14 protein-coding genes and 1 pseudogene are annotated in these 17,958 nt (G+C 43.1%); 10 read left to right on the top strand and 5 right to left on the bottom strand.

Annotated features, from left to right (window positions below; translation table 11 throughout):
* Window positions 1-38 precede the first annotated feature (38 nt).
* Window positions 39-1,910, bottom strand: coding sequence for a PAS domain-containing sensor histidine kinase (locus HMPREF9010_RS20060; protein WP_032852455.1), 1,872 nt, complete (start codon window positions 1,908-1,910; stop codon window positions 39-41).
* A 191-nt stretch (window positions 1,911-2,101) separates the two neighbouring features.
* The gene (locus tag HMPREF9010_RS20065) at window positions 2,102-3,487 is read right to left on the bottom strand and encodes a GDSL-type esterase/lipase family protein (RefSeq protein ID WP_008647228.1); all 1,386 of its coding nucleotides are present in this window, start codon (window positions 3,485-3,487) and stop codon (window positions 2,102-2,104) included.
* Window positions 3,488-3,578: 91 nt separating this feature from the next.
* Between HMPREF9010_RS20065 and HMPREF9010_RS20070 the strand changes: the two are divergent.
* The 3 genes and pseudogenes from HMPREF9010_RS20070 to mtgA all read left to right on the top strand — a co-directional run bounded on the left by HMPREF9010_RS20070 (window position 3,579) and on the right by mtgA (window position 6,532).
* Window positions 3,579-4,930: pseudogene (locus tag HMPREF9010_RS20070) on the top strand (MATE family efflux transporter).
* Window positions 4,931-5,094: 164 nt separating this feature from the next.
* Entirely contained in the window at window positions 5,095-5,811 is a 717-nt protein-coding gene (locus HMPREF9010_RS20075) for an OmpA family protein (RefSeq protein ID WP_004306354.1), read from the top strand.
* Window positions 5,789-6,532 carry a monofunctional biosynthetic peptidoglycan transglycosylase gene (gene mtgA / locus HMPREF9010_RS20080; RefSeq protein WP_004306355.1) on the top strand — a complete coding sequence of 248 codons (744 nt, stop codon included), beginning with the start codon at window positions 5,789-5,791 and terminating at the stop codon, window positions 6,530-6,532. Before HMPREF9010_RS20075 ends, mtgA begins: the two co-directional genes overlap by 23 nt.
* Before the next feature lie 91 nt (window positions 6,533-6,623).
* On the opposite strand, the gene HMPREF9010_RS20085 is transcribed toward mtgA, so the two are convergent.
* On the bottom strand, window positions 6,624-7,127 hold the full coding sequence (locus HMPREF9010_RS20085) for an RNA polymerase sigma factor (RefSeq protein ID WP_008647227.1): 504 nt from the start codon (window positions 7,125-7,127) through the stop codon (window positions 6,624-6,626).
* A gap of 240 nt (window positions 7,128-7,367) precedes the next feature.
* Here HMPREF9010_RS20085 and HMPREF9010_RS20090 point away from each other — a divergent pair, with 240 nt between their 5' ends.
* The 3 genes from HMPREF9010_RS20090 (at window position 7,368) to HMPREF9010_RS20100 (ending at window position 9,563) form a co-directional block, all read left to right on the top strand.
* Window positions 7,368-7,928: a LemA family protein gene (locus tag HMPREF9010_RS20090; protein ID WP_004306356.1), complete on the top strand. Its 561-nt coding sequence runs from the start codon at window positions 7,368-7,370 to the stop codon at window positions 7,926-7,928.
* A gap of 45 nt (window positions 7,929-7,973) precedes the next feature.
* Window positions 7,974-8,936, top strand: a complete 963-nt coding sequence (locus HMPREF9010_RS20095; RefSeq protein WP_008647226.1) for a M48 family metallopeptidase — start codon at window positions 7,974-7,976, stop codon at window positions 8,934-8,936.
* Window positions 8,937-9,062: 126 nt separating this feature from the next.
* On the top strand, window positions 9,063-9,563 hold the full coding sequence (locus HMPREF9010_RS20100) for a DUF4251 domain-containing protein (RefSeq protein ID WP_032846475.1): 501 nt from the start codon (window positions 9,063-9,065) through the stop codon (window positions 9,561-9,563).
* 8 nt (window positions 9,564-9,571) lie between these two features.
* Here HMPREF9010_RS20100 and HMPREF9010_RS20105 read toward each other — a convergent pair whose 3' ends face one another.
* On the bottom strand, window positions 9,572-10,195 hold the full coding sequence (locus HMPREF9010_RS20105; RefSeq protein WP_004300342.1) for a trimeric intracellular cation channel family protein: 624 nt from the start codon (window positions 10,193-10,195) through the stop codon (window positions 9,572-9,574).
* A gap of 92 nt (window positions 10,196-10,287) precedes the next feature.
* Here HMPREF9010_RS20105 and wecB point away from each other — a divergent pair, with 92 nt between their 5' ends.
* From wecB to HMPREF9010_RS20125, 4 genes are all read left to right on the top strand, one after another.
* On the top strand, window positions 10,288-11,373 hold the full coding sequence (gene wecB / locus HMPREF9010_RS20110; RefSeq protein ID WP_004311581.1) for a non-hydrolyzing UDP-N-acetylglucosamine 2-epimerase: 1,086 nt from the start codon (window positions 10,288-10,290) through the stop codon (window positions 11,371-11,373).
* A gap of 366 nt (window positions 11,374-11,739) precedes the next feature.
* Window positions 11,740-14,316, top strand: a complete 2,577-nt coding sequence (locus HMPREF9010_RS20115) for a DUF5686 and carboxypeptidase-like regulatory domain-containing protein (protein WP_004311580.1) — start codon at window positions 11,740-11,742, stop codon at window positions 14,314-14,316.
* A 6-nt stretch (window positions 14,317-14,322) separates the two neighbouring features.
* Window positions 14,323-15,594, top strand: a complete 1,272-nt coding sequence (locus HMPREF9010_RS20120) for a replication-associated recombination protein A (RefSeq protein WP_004311579.1) — start codon at window positions 14,323-14,325, stop codon at window positions 15,592-15,594.
* A gap of 97 nt (window positions 15,595-15,691) precedes the next feature.
* On the top strand, window positions 15,692-16,648 hold the full coding sequence (locus HMPREF9010_RS20125) for a D-2-hydroxyacid dehydrogenase (RefSeq protein WP_008647223.1): 957 nt from the start codon (window positions 15,692-15,694) through the stop codon (window positions 16,646-16,648).
* A gap of 145 nt (window positions 16,649-16,793) precedes the next feature.
* On the opposite strand, the gene cydB is transcribed toward HMPREF9010_RS20125, so the two are convergent.
* On the bottom strand, window positions 16,794-17,936 hold the full coding sequence (gene cydB, locus HMPREF9010_RS20130; RefSeq protein ID WP_008647221.1) for a cytochrome d ubiquinol oxidase subunit II: 1,143 nt from the start codon (window positions 17,934-17,936) through the stop codon (window positions 16,794-16,796).
* Window positions 17,937-17,958 lie beyond the last annotated feature (22 nt).

Below are 17,958 nucleotides of genomic sequence, written 5' to 3'. Positions count from 1 at the left end.
TATCAAGGGATTTTTCTTTTAAGATTCTTCACATATACTTACTCAACAAGCATAGAACGACACGGCAGTTCGATTACAAAAGTAGTACCGATCCCCAGTTGGGAATCAACTAATACCCGCCCGTTCATCTTCTCAACGATTAGTTTGCAGATAGATAAACCCAAACCGGCCCCTTGAGCAAAGGAATCCAACTTCTCAAACCTTTCGAATATCTTTTCAAGCATATTCTGCGGGATGCCCCGACCGGTATCTTTAACACCGATTCTGACAGATTGGTGGTCTACCTCATAGAAGACTTCCACATGTCCGGTGGTAGTGTTCTTTAAGGCATTCGAAAGAAAATTACTCAAGATCTGTTTGATACGCAGGCTATCCAGTTCTACCAGAGAATCATGTGCCGGATAGTTAGTCAGAAGTTCAACGCCGGATGGTACTTGATGAGCATACTCCGCTACACTCTCGTCAAGAAGCTCGGTAAGATTAACCCAGTCCGGACGCAATTCCAGATAAGCGGATTCTATTTTAGAAAGATCAATTACATCATTAATCAGATTTAATAATAGTTTGTTGTTATGTCCAATCAGAGAATTATATAGTTCCTTTTCCGCTGCATTTTCCGTACTAGTCAACAGGCTTGAAAAGCCGACAATAGCATTTAAAGGAGTACGGATTTCGTGACTCATATTAGCCAGGAAAGCAGACTTTAACCGATCGGATGCTTCAGCTTTATCACGTGCCTTGACAAGCATTTCTTCTGTCCTTTTCAGTTCTGTGATATCATAATTGATGCTGATAATTTCGATAATCCGGTCTTGCGGGGCATATTTCTTTACTAACAGATTGACATGCGTCCATGTGTATGTGCCATCCTCCCTAAGGACACGCATCTCTTTGCTAAGTTTGGTAGTAAGCCCCTTTCGTGCGTCGTCCAAAAACCGAATCAACAAGGCACGGTCATCGGGGTGGAAATGCTGGTATGTGCCAAAGATGTCGGACAACGGAGTTTCATCCGCTTCACCCACATTTCTGTACCAGCTTTTTTGGGCATAGCCGTGTCCACTCAAAACATTGAAGTGGGCATAACCGACCTTGGCATAATCACCGACCAGTTCAAAAAACTCCTCAAACTCCTGAATCTTATTATAGGCTACCGTTGTTTCTGTCTTATCCGCATTAATCAACAGATAGTTTATCGGTTGGTGTTCGCTATCATATAATGTAGTCACTTTAGTCACTAAATCAATTGTGCCCTGTTTCTGGGTATTCTGATAATACGAACCAACCTTCGAGAAGTCATAACGGAAAGTAAAGTCGGCATCTTCATTTTTCTTCAGCCGTTCTTTCATTTCTTTCGGAAAAATAGGGTTCTCAAAAATATTGATACCCAATACATCTTCCTTCTTCTCTATATGAAACATCTCCAATTCCTTATCGTTCAAATCCACCAATACCCCATCCATATCGTATAATTCGATACCAATAGGCAAATACTTGAAAATGTTAGATAAGAGACGCTCACTGTATTGCAAAGCTTGATAAGCAGATGCCATATCAGGACCATCTTGCACTTCGGATATACCATAAATGATTTCGTTTCCGTTTTCATCCGTTTCTTGAAAACATACCTTGCTACGTACCCAAACAGGTCCTTTCACCGTATCAAGCAAATACACCACCTCCGGCCGTTGATACACACCATAGGAATGAACAGTTGTAGAAAGTTGTTCCTCTTTCTGAATACGTTTATTGAAATCTTCAAAACTAATAATTCCGGTCTGATCCAGACCTAATAACTCTACTATAAAGTCAGAACATTCATAATTCGCAGTTGATAAATTGGCTTTCCACCATCCCATATTAGCGTTAGCCATCAACTGCGAGAAAAAGGTAAAATCTTGTAGTCTATTCATAACGCTATTTATCATTTTATTATTTTTCGGGCGCAAAAATACGGATTACCCATAAACCAGACTTTCAGAAAGTTATATTTTTAGCATATTATAAGAAGTTTATTCGTCGTTAAACTAAAAAAATTCCGGTTGAAACTTTCTCATAAAGAGATTGTTCCAACCGGATATTCTGCATTTATTGTGTTTCTATTTTACTTTTTCAGGGACTGATAAACAGCTTTTGCCATCACTTTGGCACCTGCTTCATTCGGATGAATCTTATCCGGGAATAGTTCGGGCATTCCGTCCATTGCCGTATGAAGATCGATGACGGACAGGTTGTTTTTCTTAGCAACTTTCTTTATCATCGGAATAATTTCTTTAGAGATTATATCGTCATTGATATTATCTCCGGTCTGATAGGCTTTGGAAGGATAACAAAGATAAATTTTCGGTTGGGAAGGCAATGCTTTGAAAGCATCAACCATTGTTTGAAGATCTTTCGTGAAGTCGGCTTTATACTTCCAGTTGAACGATTTACTGTCATTCGTACCCAGTTTGATGACAACGATATCGGGATTGAAAGCTAACGCATCCTGATAAGCCTTTTCATTCATATAAGGATGATCTCCCTTGTTCAGCAAAGTACGGGCACTTACTCCGAAATTCTTTACCCAATAAGCTTCTCCCAGCATACGACTCAACACAGCAGGATAACTATCACGATTGCGATTCTTGATGCGCGCGCCATACGTAATACTATTGCCGATACAAGCTACACGAATAGCATCTTTGTGGGGCACTTTGAAGCTACGGAGCCAAGACGTCAGTTCATCCAGCATCTCATTCTTATAAAGGAAACCCTCACGAATTCCCCATCCATGTCCACCGGAAGGATAAATATGAAGTACCGAAGGCACATTATTCTTGTTCAGAGCCAAATAATAATTAACCCCGTTAGCGGGCGGAACGGTCTTATCGTCGTCGCTATATACAATGAAAGCACGTGGCGTATCTTTCGTTACTTGCTTTTCATTGGAATATTCCGTTTCCAATTCAGCAGAAGCATTTTTTCCCAAAAGATTGTCGTGAGACCCCATGTGGGTATATGATTTATCCATCGTAATCACAGGATAGAAAAGAATCTGAAAGTTCGGACGAAGCTCGGGGTTGGAATGAGTAGCAATAGTGGATGCCAGATGTCCGCCCGCAGAAGAGCCCATGATGCCTATATCATTCGGGTTCAGATTCCAAACATCAGCACTGTCACGCACAACTTTCATTGCCGCTTCAGCATCTGAAATGGGCAATGTACGATCCCCCTTCGGCATACGGTATTTCAGCACAATCAATGCAATACCTTGTTTATTGAAATAGGGTGCCCAGTCGCAACCTTCATGTTCGAAAGCCAAATGCGAATATCCGCCACCCGGACAAGCAACCACAGCACGCCCCGTTGCCAATTCCGGCGCAGGAAGGAATACGCGAAGTGAAGGTTGTTCGATATCAAAAGGCTTCGGAGCATTCTGTGCTACCACCCGTGAACCTGCTAGCAAGAGAAGCAACAGGAGAAAAATAGTGGAAAATTTCTGTTTCATAGTATCTATATACTTTGATTAATGAATAATTAGATGTGCGAAGATAGTAATTTTACGTATCTTTGCACCCCATTTCGATTAGAAAAATTATATGCAAGGAATAAAGAATCTGACACAAGGTCCTATCAATCGTCAACTGTTTAATCTGGCAATGCCGATCATGGCAACGTCGTTTATTCAAATGGCATATAGTCTCACAGACATGGCATGGGTAGGACGGTTGGGAAGTGAAGCCGTAGCCGCTATCGGTTCTGTCGGAATCCTGACGTGGATGTCCGGTTCTATCTCCTTATTAAATAAGGTAGGATCTGAAGTGAGTGTCGGACAATCCATCGGTGCGCAAAGCCAGGAAGATGCCCGCAGCTTCGCGTCTCATAATATTACGATTGCTTTGATTATTTCCATTTGCTGGGGGGACTCCTTTTTATATTTGCAGAACCTATCATACGTATTTATGAACTTGAGGAACATATCACAGTCAATGCCATTCAATATCTGCGGATTGTTTCTACCGGATTACCTTTCGTTTTCCTTTCCGCTGCCTTCACCGGAATTTATAATGCAGCAGGACGCAGCAAAGTCCCGTTCTTTATCAGTGGCACAGGGTTGATATTGAATATCGTTCTGGACCCACTCTTTATATTCGGTTTCGGACTGGGAACAAACGGTGCGGCGTACGCCACCTGGATTGCAGAAGCAAGTGTTTTCCTGATTTTCGTCTATCAGTTGCGTTGCAGGGATGCGCTGCTGGGCGGTTTCCCTTTCTTCACCCGGCTAAAGAAAAAGTACACGCGGAGAATCCTTAAACTTGGATTACCCGTAGCGACTTTAAATACATTGTTTGCCTTCGTCAACATGTTCCTCTGCCGCACCGCTTCCGAACAGGGAGGGCACATCGGCTTAATGACGTTCACCACCGGGGGACAAATCGAAGCAATTACTTGGAACACCTCACAGGGATTCTCCACCGCACTAAGTGCCTTCATCGCCCAAAACTATGCTGCCGGACGAATCGAACGGGTACTTAAATCCTGGTACACTACCCTATGGATGACGGGAATCTTCGGTACACTCTGTACCTTGCTATTCGTTTTCTTCGGAAACGAAGTTTTCGCCATATTCGTGCCCGAACAGGCTGCTTATGAAGCCGGAGGTGTATTCCTTCGTATCGACGGATATTCCCAGCTCTTTATGATGCTCGAAATCACCATGCAGGGAGTTTTCTACGGCATCGGCCGCACAATACCCCCTGCCATTATCAGCATCAGTTGCAACTATATGCGTATTCCGCTTGCTATCCTGTTTGTACGGATGGGTATGGGAGTGGAAGGAATCTGGTGGGCAGTCTGCGTCACCACCGTTGCCAAAGGTTTAATTCTTTTGAGTTGGTTCATTATTATCAAAAAGAAGTGCTTAAGTATTCCTTCAACAATAAAAGGATAACGTTCGTTTTCCTTTATTAACAAACAAAGGGATTCATCCGAGTTATTTTAACTTAAAAAGTACATGCTTGCCAAATAATATGTATCTTTGCATTGTTATTTATAATACGAAGCGATTCGTATAAAAACATTATTTATAAACCAATTTAAAAAAACATCAACATTATGAACAAGATGAAATTTATGGTTCTCTTCATGAGTATTGCCATGATATTTGGTAGCTGTGGAAGTATGAACAACACTGGTAAAGGTGCTGCTATCGGTGGTGGTTCGGGTGCTGCACTGGGTGCAATCCTGGGAGGTGTTATCGGTAAAGGTAAAGGTGCCGCTATTGGTGCTGCTATCGGTACGGCAGTAGGTGCAGGTACGGGTGCTCTTATCGGTAAGAAGATGGACAAAGCAGCAGCAGAAGCAAAACAAATTGAAGGCGCACAAGTAGAACAGATAACAGACAACAACGGATTGCAAGCCGTGAAAGTAACATTCGACTCGGGTATTCTTTTCACTACCGGTAATGCAAATCTAAGTGCTGCTGCTAAATCTGCTTTAAGCAAGTTTGCCAACAATGTGCTCAATCAGAACCGGGATATGGACGTGTCTATCTACGGATACACTGACAACCAGGGCTGGAAAAACAGCACTGCCGCACAAAGCCAGCAGAAAAATCTGAACTTGTCACAAGAACGTGCACAGAGCGTGTCTAGTTATTTGTTGAGTTGTGGTGTTTCCACCAATCAGATCAAAAGTGTACAGGGAATGGGTGAAAGCGATCCCGTTGCAAGCAATGATACTGCTGCCGGTCGCGAACAAAACCGTCGTGTAGAAGTATACATGTACGCAAGTGAACAAATGATTAAAGATGCACAAGCAGCTGCTAATTAAAAAAATTCTGCGCTATACGCGCAACCTGCTGATTTTCTTCTTTGCATCCACTCTGTTGGCAGTGATTGTGTATCGGTTTATGCCAGTTTATGTCACTCCGTTGATGGTTATCCGAAGTGTTCAGCAGATTTTTTCAGGAGATAAACCCACGTGGAAGCACACGTGGGTTTCTTTTGATAAGATATCTCCCAACCTGCCGATGGCGGTCATAGCCTCCGAAGACAACCGTTTTGCCGAACACAACGGATTCGATCTTGTAGAAATCAAGAAAGCGATGAAAGAGAACGAAACACGCAAACGGAAACGCGGAGCAAGTACCATTAGTCAGCAGACAGCCAAGAATGTGTTCTTATGGCCGCAATCTTCGTGGGTACGCAAGGGACTCGAAGTCTACTTTACGTTTCTCATCGAACTGTTCTGGTCGAAAGAACGAATCATGGAAGTCTATCTCAACTCTATAGAAATGGGAAATGGCATCTACGGCGCGCAAGCTACCGCAAAGGTCAAATTCGGAACAACAGCTGCCCAGTTGACCCGGGGACAATGCGCACTTATCGCCGCTACTCTGCCCAATCCGATACGGTTTAACTCGGCGAAACCTTCGTCATACATATTAAAACGACAAAATCAGATATTACGGCTGATGAATCTGGTTCCTAAATTTCCATCTGAAGAAAAAGCCGTAGAAAAGAAAAAAAGCAAAAACAAGAAAGGCAAGTGATAATTGAATCATAAATAAAAAGAAAGGAGCAACGAGGATCTATCCCCTTGCTCCTTTTGCTTATAAGCTTGTTTGTATGCGTTATCCTCATTTATACAAAATCTTTCAACTCTTGTTGTAAACGTTGACGTGTGAAGAATATGCGGCTCTTCACTGTACCTAATGGCAATCCTAATTTCTCTGCAATCTCACGGTATTTGAAACCTGATACGTGCATGGAGAAAGGAATCTTATACTCCCGGGGGAGTGCGTTGACGATGCGATGCATCTCTTTCAGGTCGTAAGCACCTTCGGTACTTTCAAATCCTGAATCTTGTGGCAGATTTAAGTGATAATAATTATCGGTGGTATCAACAAAGGTCTGATCGCGTACTATTTTACGGTAGTTATTAATAAAGATGTTACGCATGATTGTGTACATCCATCCTTTGAAATTTGTGTCCGGAACATATTTCTCTTCATTGTCTAATGCTTTTAAAGATGTTTCCTGCAATAAATCATTTGCTTCTTCACGGTTGGCCGTTAATTTATAAGCAAAACGAAACAACTCTTCCTGTACTCCAATTAAATCTTTTCTGAAACTTAAACTTTTCATACTTTAATGGTTTTATGGTTAATATTCGTTTTTTCTCGACATTTGCAAGTTTAAAGGTATTTTGTGTATCCAGCAGGGGAAAATTTGTCATTTCTTGGGGGTTAATTCTATCAAATGACAGATTTTAGGTGCTTTCTGATAGTTTTTAGGTGGTATTTGCGAAATTTACCCCCTACTACTTGGTTAAAAGAACCAAATAGATTACTTTTGATTTTATATTATTAAATAAAACAAAAAGCTATGACCATACTTATTATTGTAGGGATTATTGTATTGCTGGGCATCATTTTTGCTTCCATGTACAACTCATTAGTGAAATTGAGAAACAATCGTGAAAACGCGTTTGCCGACATCGATGTACAGTTGAAACAACGCCATGATCTCATTCCCCAACTGGTAGACACCGTGAAAGGATATGCCGCACATGAAAAGGAAACGCTTGATCGAGTGATTCAGGCACGTAACGGTGCAGTTGGCGCAAAAACGATTGATGATAAGATAGCTGCCGAAAACCAGTTAAGCTCTGCTCTTGCTGGATTGAAGATTACTCTCGAGGCTTATCCCGATCTGAAAGCTAATCAGAATTTCCTGCAATTACAGGAAGAAATTTCTGACGTAGAGAATAAACTGGCTGCTGTTCGCCGCTACTTCAACTCGGCCACTAAAGAATACAATAACGCCGTGCAGACATTCCCGTCGAATATCGTAGCAGGAATGACCGGATTCCAAAGAGAGATAATGTTCGACTTGGGGAAAAACGAACGTGCGAATTTGGAGCAGGCACCCAAAATTAGTTTCTAAAACCTTTATATACACCGTCCATCCAATTACAAAAGTCGAACACGCATGCAATACGTCGGAATCCAAACACAGCAGAGCCGGAATAATCTGCGCTCTGCGTTTCTACTATTCCTGTTTCCCTGTCTCGTGGCAGCACTCCTCTATTTGGCCTGCTACCTGCTGACTTTTATGGGATATAAAGAGGATATGGAAGTCGAAATGATGCCAATAGTCAATCATTTCTTCTTCTCTTCGTTACCATATACCATGGGGATTGTATTAATCTGGTTTCTGATTGCCTATTGGGCTAACACAAGCATTATCAATTCCGCCACCGGCTCCAAGCCGCTGAACCGTCAGGAGAATAAACGAGTTTATAATCTAGTGGAAAACCTCTGTATGCCTCAAGGCATGAAAATGCCGAAAATCAATATCATCTATGACAGTTCCCTGAATGCATTTGCCAGCGGTATCAACGAACGCACATACACCGTTACTCTCTCGGAGGGCATCATCCGGAAACTAAATGATGAGGAACTGGAAGCAGTCATCGCGCACGAGCTAAGTCACATCCGCAACCGCGATGTACGCCTGCTGATTATTTCCATTGTCTTTGTCGGTATCTTCTCCATGCTGACAGAAATCACGTTTTATGCCATTACACACATACGCGTGCGTAGTAATAGTAAAGGTAGCGGCGGTGTGGTTCTTTTTATTCTTATTGCTTTAGTGATAGCCGCCATCGGTTATCTTTTTGCAAGCCTGATGCGTTTTGCCATCTCACGCAAACGCGAATATATGGCAGATGCAGGTTCGGCAGAAATGACGAAGAATCCGTTGGCACTGGCCAACGCTCTCCGCAAAATATCAGCAGATCCCGCTATCGAAGCAGTAGAAAGGAAAGACGTGGCACAATTATTTATTCAGAACCCCCAAAAGGCATCTAAAAGTATATTCAGCGGACTTAGCGGATTGTTTGCCACTCATCCTCCCATCGAAAAACGAATCGAAATACTGGAACAGTTCTAAATCGGGCTAAACTCATAAATAACAGGGGGTTCTGTTTAATTTTCATTAAAAGAAACAGAAGTATCCCTGTCTTTTTAGTATATTTGATTGTTATACATATATACATCAACCTAAATGCAAACTGATATGAGAACGAAGAAGCAAATCTTTATGCTGTTACTAGCCTTGCTAGTGGGCATCCCTACCCTTTCGGCTCAACAAAGTAAAAAGGAAAAGAAGGAACAGAAGAAAGAAGCAGTAATGAAACTAATTGAATCTGAAAATTACAAGATAGATGTCAACACTGCCATGCCGATGCGCGGACGCTCCATCCCTTTGACATCTTCCTACTCACTGACAATCAGAAATGATTCGGTTATTTCTTACTTGCCTTATTATGGACGGGCTTATAGCATTCCGTATGGCGGAGGTGACGGACTTAACTTCAAAACCATCCTCAAAGAATATAATGTGGAAATGGATAAAAAAGGGAATGCCGTTATCAAGTTCGTCGCACGTAATCCTGAAGACAGATATGAATTCAGAGCCAAAGTATTTCCCAATGGTTCGGCAAGTATCGATGTCAATATGCAAAACCGTCAGTCCATTAGTTTTCAAGGAGAACTGGATATAAAGGAGGAAAAATAATGCCATCCTTATTCTTCCGGCTCTTCACTACCTTTTAATATAGGTAGGCAAATGTGATATTTGACAGCTAAGATGCGGGTCAGGAATACCGCCAGTCCGCCAATCAACTGACAGGCGTATGATTCCAGACCTGCAACGTCGCACAGCCAGTATGCAATACCGCCTACAACGCAGGCCATTGCATAAATTTCTTTTCGGAAGATAAGAGGTATTTCATTGATAAATACGTCACGAATGACCCCACCGGCCGCTCCCGTAATGCTACCCATGATAATCGCCACCCAGAAAGGATAACCCAAAGCAATGCTCTTGCCTACACCTACCACGGTAAACAGTGCCAGACCGATGGTATCGAAAATGAAGAAAGTATTATTGAGCCGGATGAGCCAGCGTCCGAAACAGATGACCCATAACAAAGCCAGTCCTGTACAAATCAGATAGATAGGGTCGGTCATCCATCCCGGTGTCACGTCGAGCAGTACATCACGGATAGTACCGCCGCCGATAGCCGTAGCAAGTCCTACCACATAAGCGCCGAACCAGTCGAAACGTTTCGCCGAAGCTAGTCGGATACCACTAATAGCAAAGGCAAATGTGCCTATAAAATCAAGAATTTGAACGAATGTGGGCATATATTTGTTATTTTGTATGCAAAGTAACGAATAAATTCCGTAAGAAAATGTACTTTTGCTTCACGAATTAAACCGAATTAGGTAGAAACAATATGAAAATAACAATTGTTGCGGGGGCACGCCCCAATTTTATGAAGATAGCTCCCATTACACGCGCTATTGAAGCCGCACGGGCGCTGGGTAAAAGTATCTCTTACCGACTGGTTTATACAGGAAGGAAAGATGATACAAGTCTGGATGCTTCTCTCTTTTCGGATCTCGATATGAAAGCTCCCGATGTGTATCTGGGAGTGGAAAGCAGTAATCCAACGAGTTTGACAGCCGGAATCATGGTAGCCTTCGAACAAGAACTGACGGAGAATCCGGCACACGTAGTCCTTGTGGTAGACGACTTGACCGCAACCATGAGTTGTGCCATCGTTGCCAAGAAACAAGGCATCAAGGTAGCACATCTCGTAGCCGGAACCCGTTCTTTCGATATGAAAATGCCGAAAGAAGTCAACCGCATGATTACAGACGGACTATCCGACTATCTGTTCACAGCCGGCATGGTTGCCAACCGCAACCTGAACCAGACGGGAACGGAAAGCGAAAACGTATATTATGTAGGTAACATTCTGATTGATGCCATCCGCTATAACCGGAACCGCTTGCTCAAACCGATATGGTTCTCCGTCTTGGGACTGCAAGAAGGAAATTATCTCCTATTTACTCTCAACCGTCGTGTATTACTCGGCAATAAGGAGAATCTGCGTCAGTTGATGAAAACAATCATCGACAAGTCCGCCGGTATGCCTATCGTTGCACCGCTACATACCTACGTACGTAATGCCATTAAAGAGTTGGACATCGAAGCTCCGAATCTCCATATCATGCCGCCGCAGAACTACCTGTTCTTCGGTTATCTGATAAACAAGGCGAAAGGAATCATAACAGATTCGGGAAACGTAGCCGAAGAAGCGACCTTCCTGGGTATTCCTTGTATCACACTCAACACGTATGCCGAACATCCGGAAACGTGGCGCATGGGAACCAACGAACTTGTCGGAGAAGATCCTGCCCTGCTTGCCAAAACAATGGATACACTGATGCACGGTGAATGGAAACGTGGCGAACTTCCCGAACGTTGGGACGGACGTACCGCAGAGCGTATTGTACAGATACTTACGAGCAAATAACATTTACCCGGCATGTTCCATTCCGTTTCCCGGCATGGGACTGTTAGTTTCACGCCTTGAAACTAATAGTTTCACACCGAGAAACAAAGTGTTTCACACCGAGAAACCAACAGTTTCATGCCGGGAAACAAAAAGTTTCAAATGTCGAAACAAAAAGTGCCCTACAACGGGAGCAAAGGTTTCAAATACCGAAACTGGGAGAACGAAATGCGGAAATGCCCTTATCAAAAGGATTAACAGCGGGATGTTCCTTGAATTATCGGACGATATATGCTTGTAAACAACCAAAAACGATGGGTAAAAAAAGTTATATATTCTGTTATCCTTAGAGTTATTTGTTAACTTTGCAGCCCTACTACGAACGTTATGATACAACGATATAACAAAATACTTATACTGTTCTTACTCGTATTGGTAGCTTCCAATGCTTTTGCGCAGCAAATTAAAGGGGTAGTCACTGATTCGATTACCCACGAGCCATTGATGTATATCTCTGTTTACTACCAAGAAAAGAGAGATATGGGTACCATCACCAATATTGACGGAGAATACAGTCTTGACACCCGCAGAAACGGAGGAACACTGGTGTTCTCCGCTGTAGGTTATATCAGTAAAACGGTTCGGGTTGGTTCCAACAATCAGACAGTGAACGTTAAGTTAGCTCCGGATAATGTGCTCCTGAACGAGGTTGTCGTGAAACCTCAAAAGGAGAAATATTCCCGCAAAAACAATCCGGCAGTGGAATTCATGAAGAAGGTAATCGAACACAAAAAGGCACAAGTCCTCGAAGTGAACGAGTACTATCAGTACGACAAGTACGAGAAGATGAAAATGTCTATCAACGACCTCACACCGGAAAAGCTTGAAAAAGGTATCTACAAAAAATATTCATTCTTAAGAGACCAAGTGGAAGTGTCGGAAACAACCAATAAGTTGATTCTCCCAATTTCCGTACAGGAAACGTCCTCGCAAACCATCTACCGCAAAAATCCCGAAAACAAGAAAACGATTATCAAAGGAAAGAACTCCAATGGTATAGAAGAATTTTTCTCTACGGGAGATATGCTCGGTACCGTATTGAAAGACGTATTTGCCGACATCAATATCTACGATGATGATATCCGGTTGCTTCAGCAGCGTTTCGTCAGTCCGATCGGTAACAATGCCATCTCATTTTATAAATATTATCTGATGGATACATTGATGGTAAACAAACGCGAATGTGTCCACCTTACTTTTGTTCCGCAAAACTCGCAGGACTTCGGATTCACCGGCCATCTGTATGTATTGAATGATTCTACATACGCCGTTCAGAAATGTACAATGAACCTGCCTAAAAAGACCGGAGTCAACTTTGTCAACCGCATGGACATCACGCAACAGTATGAGCAACTGCCCAACGGCAACTGGGTGTTGGCGGATGATGACATGACCGTAGACCTTTCCTGGAATTCCAACAAAACAGCAGGTGGATTGCAGGTGGAACGAACCACGAAATATAGTAACTATAAATTCGATCCTATTGAACAACGACTGTTCCGGTTGAAAGGCAGCGTGATAAAAGAAGCGGATATGCTCTCGAAAAGCGATGAGTACTGGGCGAGTGTCCGTCAAGTACCATTGACAAAGAAAGAAAGTTCGATGGATGTATTCGTCAACCGTCTCGAACAGATTCCGGGATTCAAATACATCATCTTCGGAGCGAAAGCACTGATTGAGAACTTTGTAGAAACAGGAAGCAAAGAGCATCCGAGCAAAGTGGACATCGGCCCTATCAACACCATGATTTCGAGCAATTACATTGATGGTACCCGTTTCCGGTTGAGCGGTATGACTACGGCTCATTTCGACAAGCACTGGTTCTTGAGCGGATACGGAGCGTACGGTCTGAAAGACGAACGCTGGAAATATAGCGGAACGGTGACTTATTCGTTCAACAAACGCGATTATGTGGTCTGGGAGTTCCCGAAACATTATCTTTCGGCAACGTACAGTTATGACGTAATGTCTCCGATGGACAAATTCCTGTTTACGGATAAAGATAATATCTTCCTGTCGGTCAAAACAACGACAGTAGACCAAATGTCGTATATGCGCGACGCCACCATTAATTATGAACTCGAAACGCTGACCGGATTCGGAGTGAAAGCCATGTTGCGACACCGTAACGACGAACCGACCGGCAAACTGGAATATCTGCGTAATGATGCCGCACAAACCCGTGTGCACGATGTCACAACTTCCGAAGCAAGTCTGACGCTGCGCTATGCGCCGGGCGAATCATTTGTCAATTCCAAGCAACGCCGCGTGCCTGTGTCGCTGGACGCTCCTATCTTTACGCTCACTCATGCCATGGGTTTCAAAGGCGTATTGGGTGGAGATTACAACTTTAACCGTACGGAAGCAAGTGTGTGGAAACGTTTCTGGCTCCCGGCTTCCTGGGGAAAGATTGATTGCAGCGTGAAAGCAGGTGCAGAATGGAACACAGTTCCTTTCCCGTTGTTAATCCTGCCGGAAGCCAACTTGTCCTACATCACCCAGCGCGAAACGTTCAACTTGATTAATAACATGGAATTCCTGAACGACCGTTACGCTTCCATGTCATTATCCTACGACATGAATGGAAAACTCTTCAACCGTATTCCTCTTATCAAGAACCTGAAATGGAGGGAAATGTTCCGTGTACGTGCTTTGTGGGGAACATTGACGGACAAGAACAATCCGTTCAAGAGCAACAATCCCGATTTGTTCCGTTTCCCGACACGTGACGGTAAGTTCACCAGTTTCGTGATGGACCCGAAAGTGCCGTATGTCGAAGCAAGTGTAGGTATCTACAACATTTTCAAGTTGCTGCACGTTGAGTATGTACATCGTTTCACTTATCGTGATAATCCGGGTATCAACAAAAACGGTATCCGCTTCATGGTATTAATGGTATTCTAAAAAATTATGCAACCACTAGCAGAACGGTTACGGCCAAAGACTTTGGATGATTATATCGGTCAGAAACATTTAGTTGGACCGGGGGCTATCTTGCGGAAAATGATTGACGCAGGACGCATCTCTTCGTTTATTCTCTGGGGACCTCCCGGAGTGGGTAAAACAACCCTTGCGCAAATCATTGCCAACAAACTGGAAACACCTTTCTATACGTTAAGTGCCGTGACTTCCGGTGTGAAGGATGTGCGCGAAGTGATAGAACGTGCCAAGAGCAACCGCTTCTTTTCACAGTCCAGCCCGATTCTGTTTATCGATGAAATCCATCGGTTCAGCAAGTCGCAGCAGGATTCTCTGTTGGGAGCGGTAGAGAACGGAACAGTCACACTGATTGGCGCAACAACGGAGAATCCGTCGTTTGAGGTCATCCGCCCTCTCCTGTCCCGCTGCCAGCTTTATGTGCTCAAATCTTTGGAAAAAGAAGATTTGCTGGAACTTCTGCAACGTGCCATCACCACAGATGCCATACTGAAGGAACGAAAAATTGAATTGAAAGAAACAACAGCTATGTTGCGCTTCTCCGGTGGAGATGCCCGCAAGCTGCTTAATATATTGGAACTTGTTGTGCAATCGGAGACGGAGGAAACAGTTGTCATCACCGATGAAATGGTGACCGAACGCTTGCAACAGAATCCACTGGCTTATGACAAGGATGGAGAGATGCATTATGACATTATCTCGGCTTTCATCAAGTCTATCCGCGGCAGCGATCCTGACGGAGCGATCTACTGGCTTGCCCGTATGGTGGAAGGAGGCGAAGATCCGGCTTTCATTGCCCGCCGACTGGTGATCTCGGCTGCCGAGGATATTGGTCTGGCAAACCCGAATGCATTGCTTCTCGCTAATGCGTGCTTTGATACATTGATGAAAATCGGTTGGCCCGAAGGACGGATTCCTTTGGCTGAAACAACGATTTATCTGGCTACCAGTCCAAAAAGTAATTCGGCATACAGTGCGATTAACGATGCATTAGAGCTAGTCCGGTCAACCGGTAATCTGCCTGTGCCCTTGCATCTGCGCAATGCTCCGACCAAACTGATGAAACAGTTGGGATACGGACAGGAATATAAATATGCGCACAGCTATGAAGGTAACTTTGTCAAACAGCAATTTCTTCCGGACGAGCTGAAAGACAAACGGATATGGCAACCGCAAAACAATCCGGCAGAACAGAAACATGCCGAGCGAATGATACAGTTGTGGGGAGACAAATTTAAGAAATAAGCGTTCCTAAAATAAGTCACTCCCTTCTGTAAGAAAAGCTAAAAGCACAATAAAGCAGTAGGAAACATTATAACATACTAATAATATTGAAATTGAAATGAAGATTGTAGTTTTAGACGGCTATGCCGCCAATCCCGGAGATTTATCCTGGGAAGGTATGAAGGTGCTTGGAGAATGTACAATTTATGATCGTACAGCTCCGGAAGAGGTATTAGAACGTGCAGCCGGTGCAGAAGCAATTCTGACTAACAAGGTAATCATCAATGCAGACCACATGGCTGCACTGCCCGAACTGAAATATATCGGTGTGTTGGCTACCGGATACAATGTGGTAGACACAGCTGCTGCAAAAGAACGGGGAATCGTCGTTACTAATATTCCTTCATACAGCACTGCTTCCGTTGCTCAAATGGTATTTGCGCATATCCTGAACATCACTCAACAAGTGCAACACCACTCTGAAGAAGTGCATAAAGGTCGTTGGGCTAATAACAAGGATTTCTGTTTTTGGGATACTCCATTGATGGAACTACGGGAAAAGAAAATCGGTCTGGTAGGACTGGGAAATACCGGATATACCACAGCGCGCGTTGCTATCGGTTTCGGTATGCAAGTGTATGCATTGACTTCTAAATCTCACTTCCAGTTGCCACCGGAAATCAAGAAGATGGATTTAGATCAGTTGTTCAGCGAATGTGATATTATCAGTTTGCACTGCCCGCTTACTCCGGAGACACGCGAAATGGTAAATGCACGCCGTTTGGGTATGATGAAGCCGACAGCTATTTTAATCAACACCGGTCGCGGCCCGCTTATCAACGAACAAGACCTTGCAGACGCTTTGAACAGTGGCAAGATTTATGCAGCCGGAGTAGACGTGCTTTCTACTGAACCACCTTGTGCCGACAATCCATTACTTACTGCAAAGAACTGCTACATCACTCCGCACATTGCCTGGGCAACCATCGAGGCTCGTGAACGTCTGATGAATATTGCAATCAGTAACCTTCAGGCTTACATTACCGGAAAACCGGAGAATATAGTCAATAAATAAAAAGCGATATATCCGAAAAGATAGAAAAGGCTTATATATAAAACTCCCCTCATTTAACTTCTCTACCATGACATAAAGAATTAAATAAGGGGAGTTTATTTGTTCCTACAAGAATCTCAATTCGAAATTCTATGTGGACAAAGTATTAATATGAGTGTCCTCCTTCATCCATTTCTTTCTCGGTAATTTTGTGACGATCGATACTACGCCAAGCATAGAAAATATATGCAATTACGAATGGAACAAGAATAGAGACATAGGCCATTGTCTTTAGTGTAAATTCGCTGGAACAGCTATTGGCTAAAGTTAATGAGCTTTGCAGGTCTGTATATGACGGATAATAAGCGGTATTGTTGTACCCTGCTACCAGCAATAAAGATAAAACAGTCAGTACCGTACCGATTCCCGTAAACCAGATTCCTTTATCAAACGTCTTTTTAAGCAATGTCTTTCCAATGCCGAAAAGAACCAGTACCACACCAATCAGGAATAAAGCCAGCACTACCGGCATTTCGATAAAGTTAGTGAAATACTTGTATGGCTGCATATAAATTTCCTGTGTATCCGGATTAACGGCAAAACCATCAGATACCAATGTACGAATGACAAATGCTAAAAAGAATACAAGGAACAAAACTGTATTATTTCGTACTGCACGACGACATTTATCGGTCAGCTCTTTATCATCAATATTATTAATGAAATAGAGAGATCCCAACACACGGGCAAGGAAGAAGACAGCCAATCCAAGAATAACATTCCAAATGTTGGTCAGTGCATCCAATCCGTGCCAGCCATTTCCCCAATGACTGATTACCGGCATAATGGTATCTGTCATATTGGTCTTATTAATATAGAAATCAGAACCGGTAAAGAAAGTAGCCACTGCCCCACCAAGTAACACAGGACCTACCACTCCATTAATCACCAAAAAAGTCCGGTATGTCTTTTTACCTAACAGATTTCCGGCTTTACTCTGAAACTCATAACTGACAGCCTGCAATACAAAACTGAAAAGTATAATCATCCAAAGCCAATATGCACCGCCGAAACTGGTACTGTAAAACAAGGGGAAAGAAGCGAAGAAAGCTCCTCCAAATGTAACCAATGTAGTAAACGTAAACTCCCACTTACGTCCGGTAGAATTCACCATCATCTTACGATGTTCCTCGGTTTTACCCAAGCAGAACAACAAAGAATTACCTCCTTGTACAAACAATAAGAACACGAGTATGGCTCCTAACAAGGAAACGACAAGCCACCAATATTGTTGCAAAAATATATACATATAGCTAAAATATTAAGTAATG

It is taken from the genome of Bacteroides sp. 3_1_23, from assembly GCF_000162555.1.
GTDB lineage: Bacteria > Bacteroidota > Bacteroidia > Bacteroidales > Bacteroidaceae > Bacteroides > Bacteroides ovatus.
This window is presented reverse-complemented; position numbering and strand designations above follow the sequence as displayed.

What these genes read in the sequence shown, in the direction of transcription:
- HMPREF9010_RS20060 (WP_032852455.1), bottom strand. Translation starts at nt 1,910, where the DNA reads ATGAATAGACTACAAGATTTTACCTTTTTCTCGCAGTTGATGGCTAAC.
- HMPREF9010_RS20065 (WP_008647228.1), bottom strand. Translation starts at nt 3,487, where the DNA reads ATGAAACAGAAATTTTCCACTATTTTTCTCCTGTTGCTTCTCTTGCTA.
- HMPREF9010_RS20075 (WP_004306354.1), top strand. Translation starts at nt 5,095, where the DNA reads ATGAACAAGATGAAATTTATGGTTCTCTTCATGAGTATTGCCATGATA.
- mtgA (WP_004306355.1), top strand. Translation starts at nt 5,789, where the DNA reads ATGCACAAGCAGCTGCTAATTAAAAAAATTCTGCGCTATACGCGCAAC.
- HMPREF9010_RS20085 (WP_008647227.1), bottom strand. Translation starts at nt 7,127, where the DNA reads ATGAAAAGTTTAAGTTTCAGAAAAGATTTAATTGGAGTACAGGAAGAG.
- HMPREF9010_RS20090 (WP_004306356.1), top strand. Translation starts at nt 7,368, where the DNA reads ATGACCATACTTATTATTGTAGGGATTATTGTATTGCTGGGCATCATT.
- HMPREF9010_RS20095 (WP_008647226.1), top strand. Translation starts at nt 7,974, where the DNA reads ATGCAATACGTCGGAATCCAAACACAGCAGAGCCGGAATAATCTGCGC.
- HMPREF9010_RS20100 (WP_032846475.1), top strand. Translation starts at nt 9,063, where the DNA reads ATGAGAACGAAGAAGCAAATCTTTATGCTGTTACTAGCCTTGCTAGTG.
- HMPREF9010_RS20105 (WP_004300342.1), bottom strand. Translation starts at nt 10,195, where the DNA reads ATGCCCACATTCGTTCAAATTCTTGATTTTATAGGCACATTTGCCTTT.
- wecB (WP_004311581.1), top strand. Translation starts at nt 10,288, where the DNA reads ATGAAAATAACAATTGTTGCGGGGGCACGCCCCAATTTTATGAAGATA.
- HMPREF9010_RS20115 (WP_004311580.1), top strand. Translation starts at nt 11,740, where the DNA reads ATGATACAACGATATAACAAAATACTTATACTGTTCTTACTCGTATTG.
- HMPREF9010_RS20120 (WP_004311579.1), top strand. Translation starts at nt 14,323, where the DNA reads ATGCAACCACTAGCAGAACGGTTACGGCCAAAGACTTTGGATGATTAT.
- HMPREF9010_RS20125 (WP_008647223.1), top strand. Translation starts at nt 15,692, where the DNA reads ATGAAGATTGTAGTTTTAGACGGCTATGCCGCCAATCCCGGAGATTTA.
- cydB (WP_008647221.1), bottom strand. Translation starts at nt 17,936, where the DNA reads ATGTATATATTTTTGCAACAATATTGGTGGCTTGTCGTTTCCTTGTTA.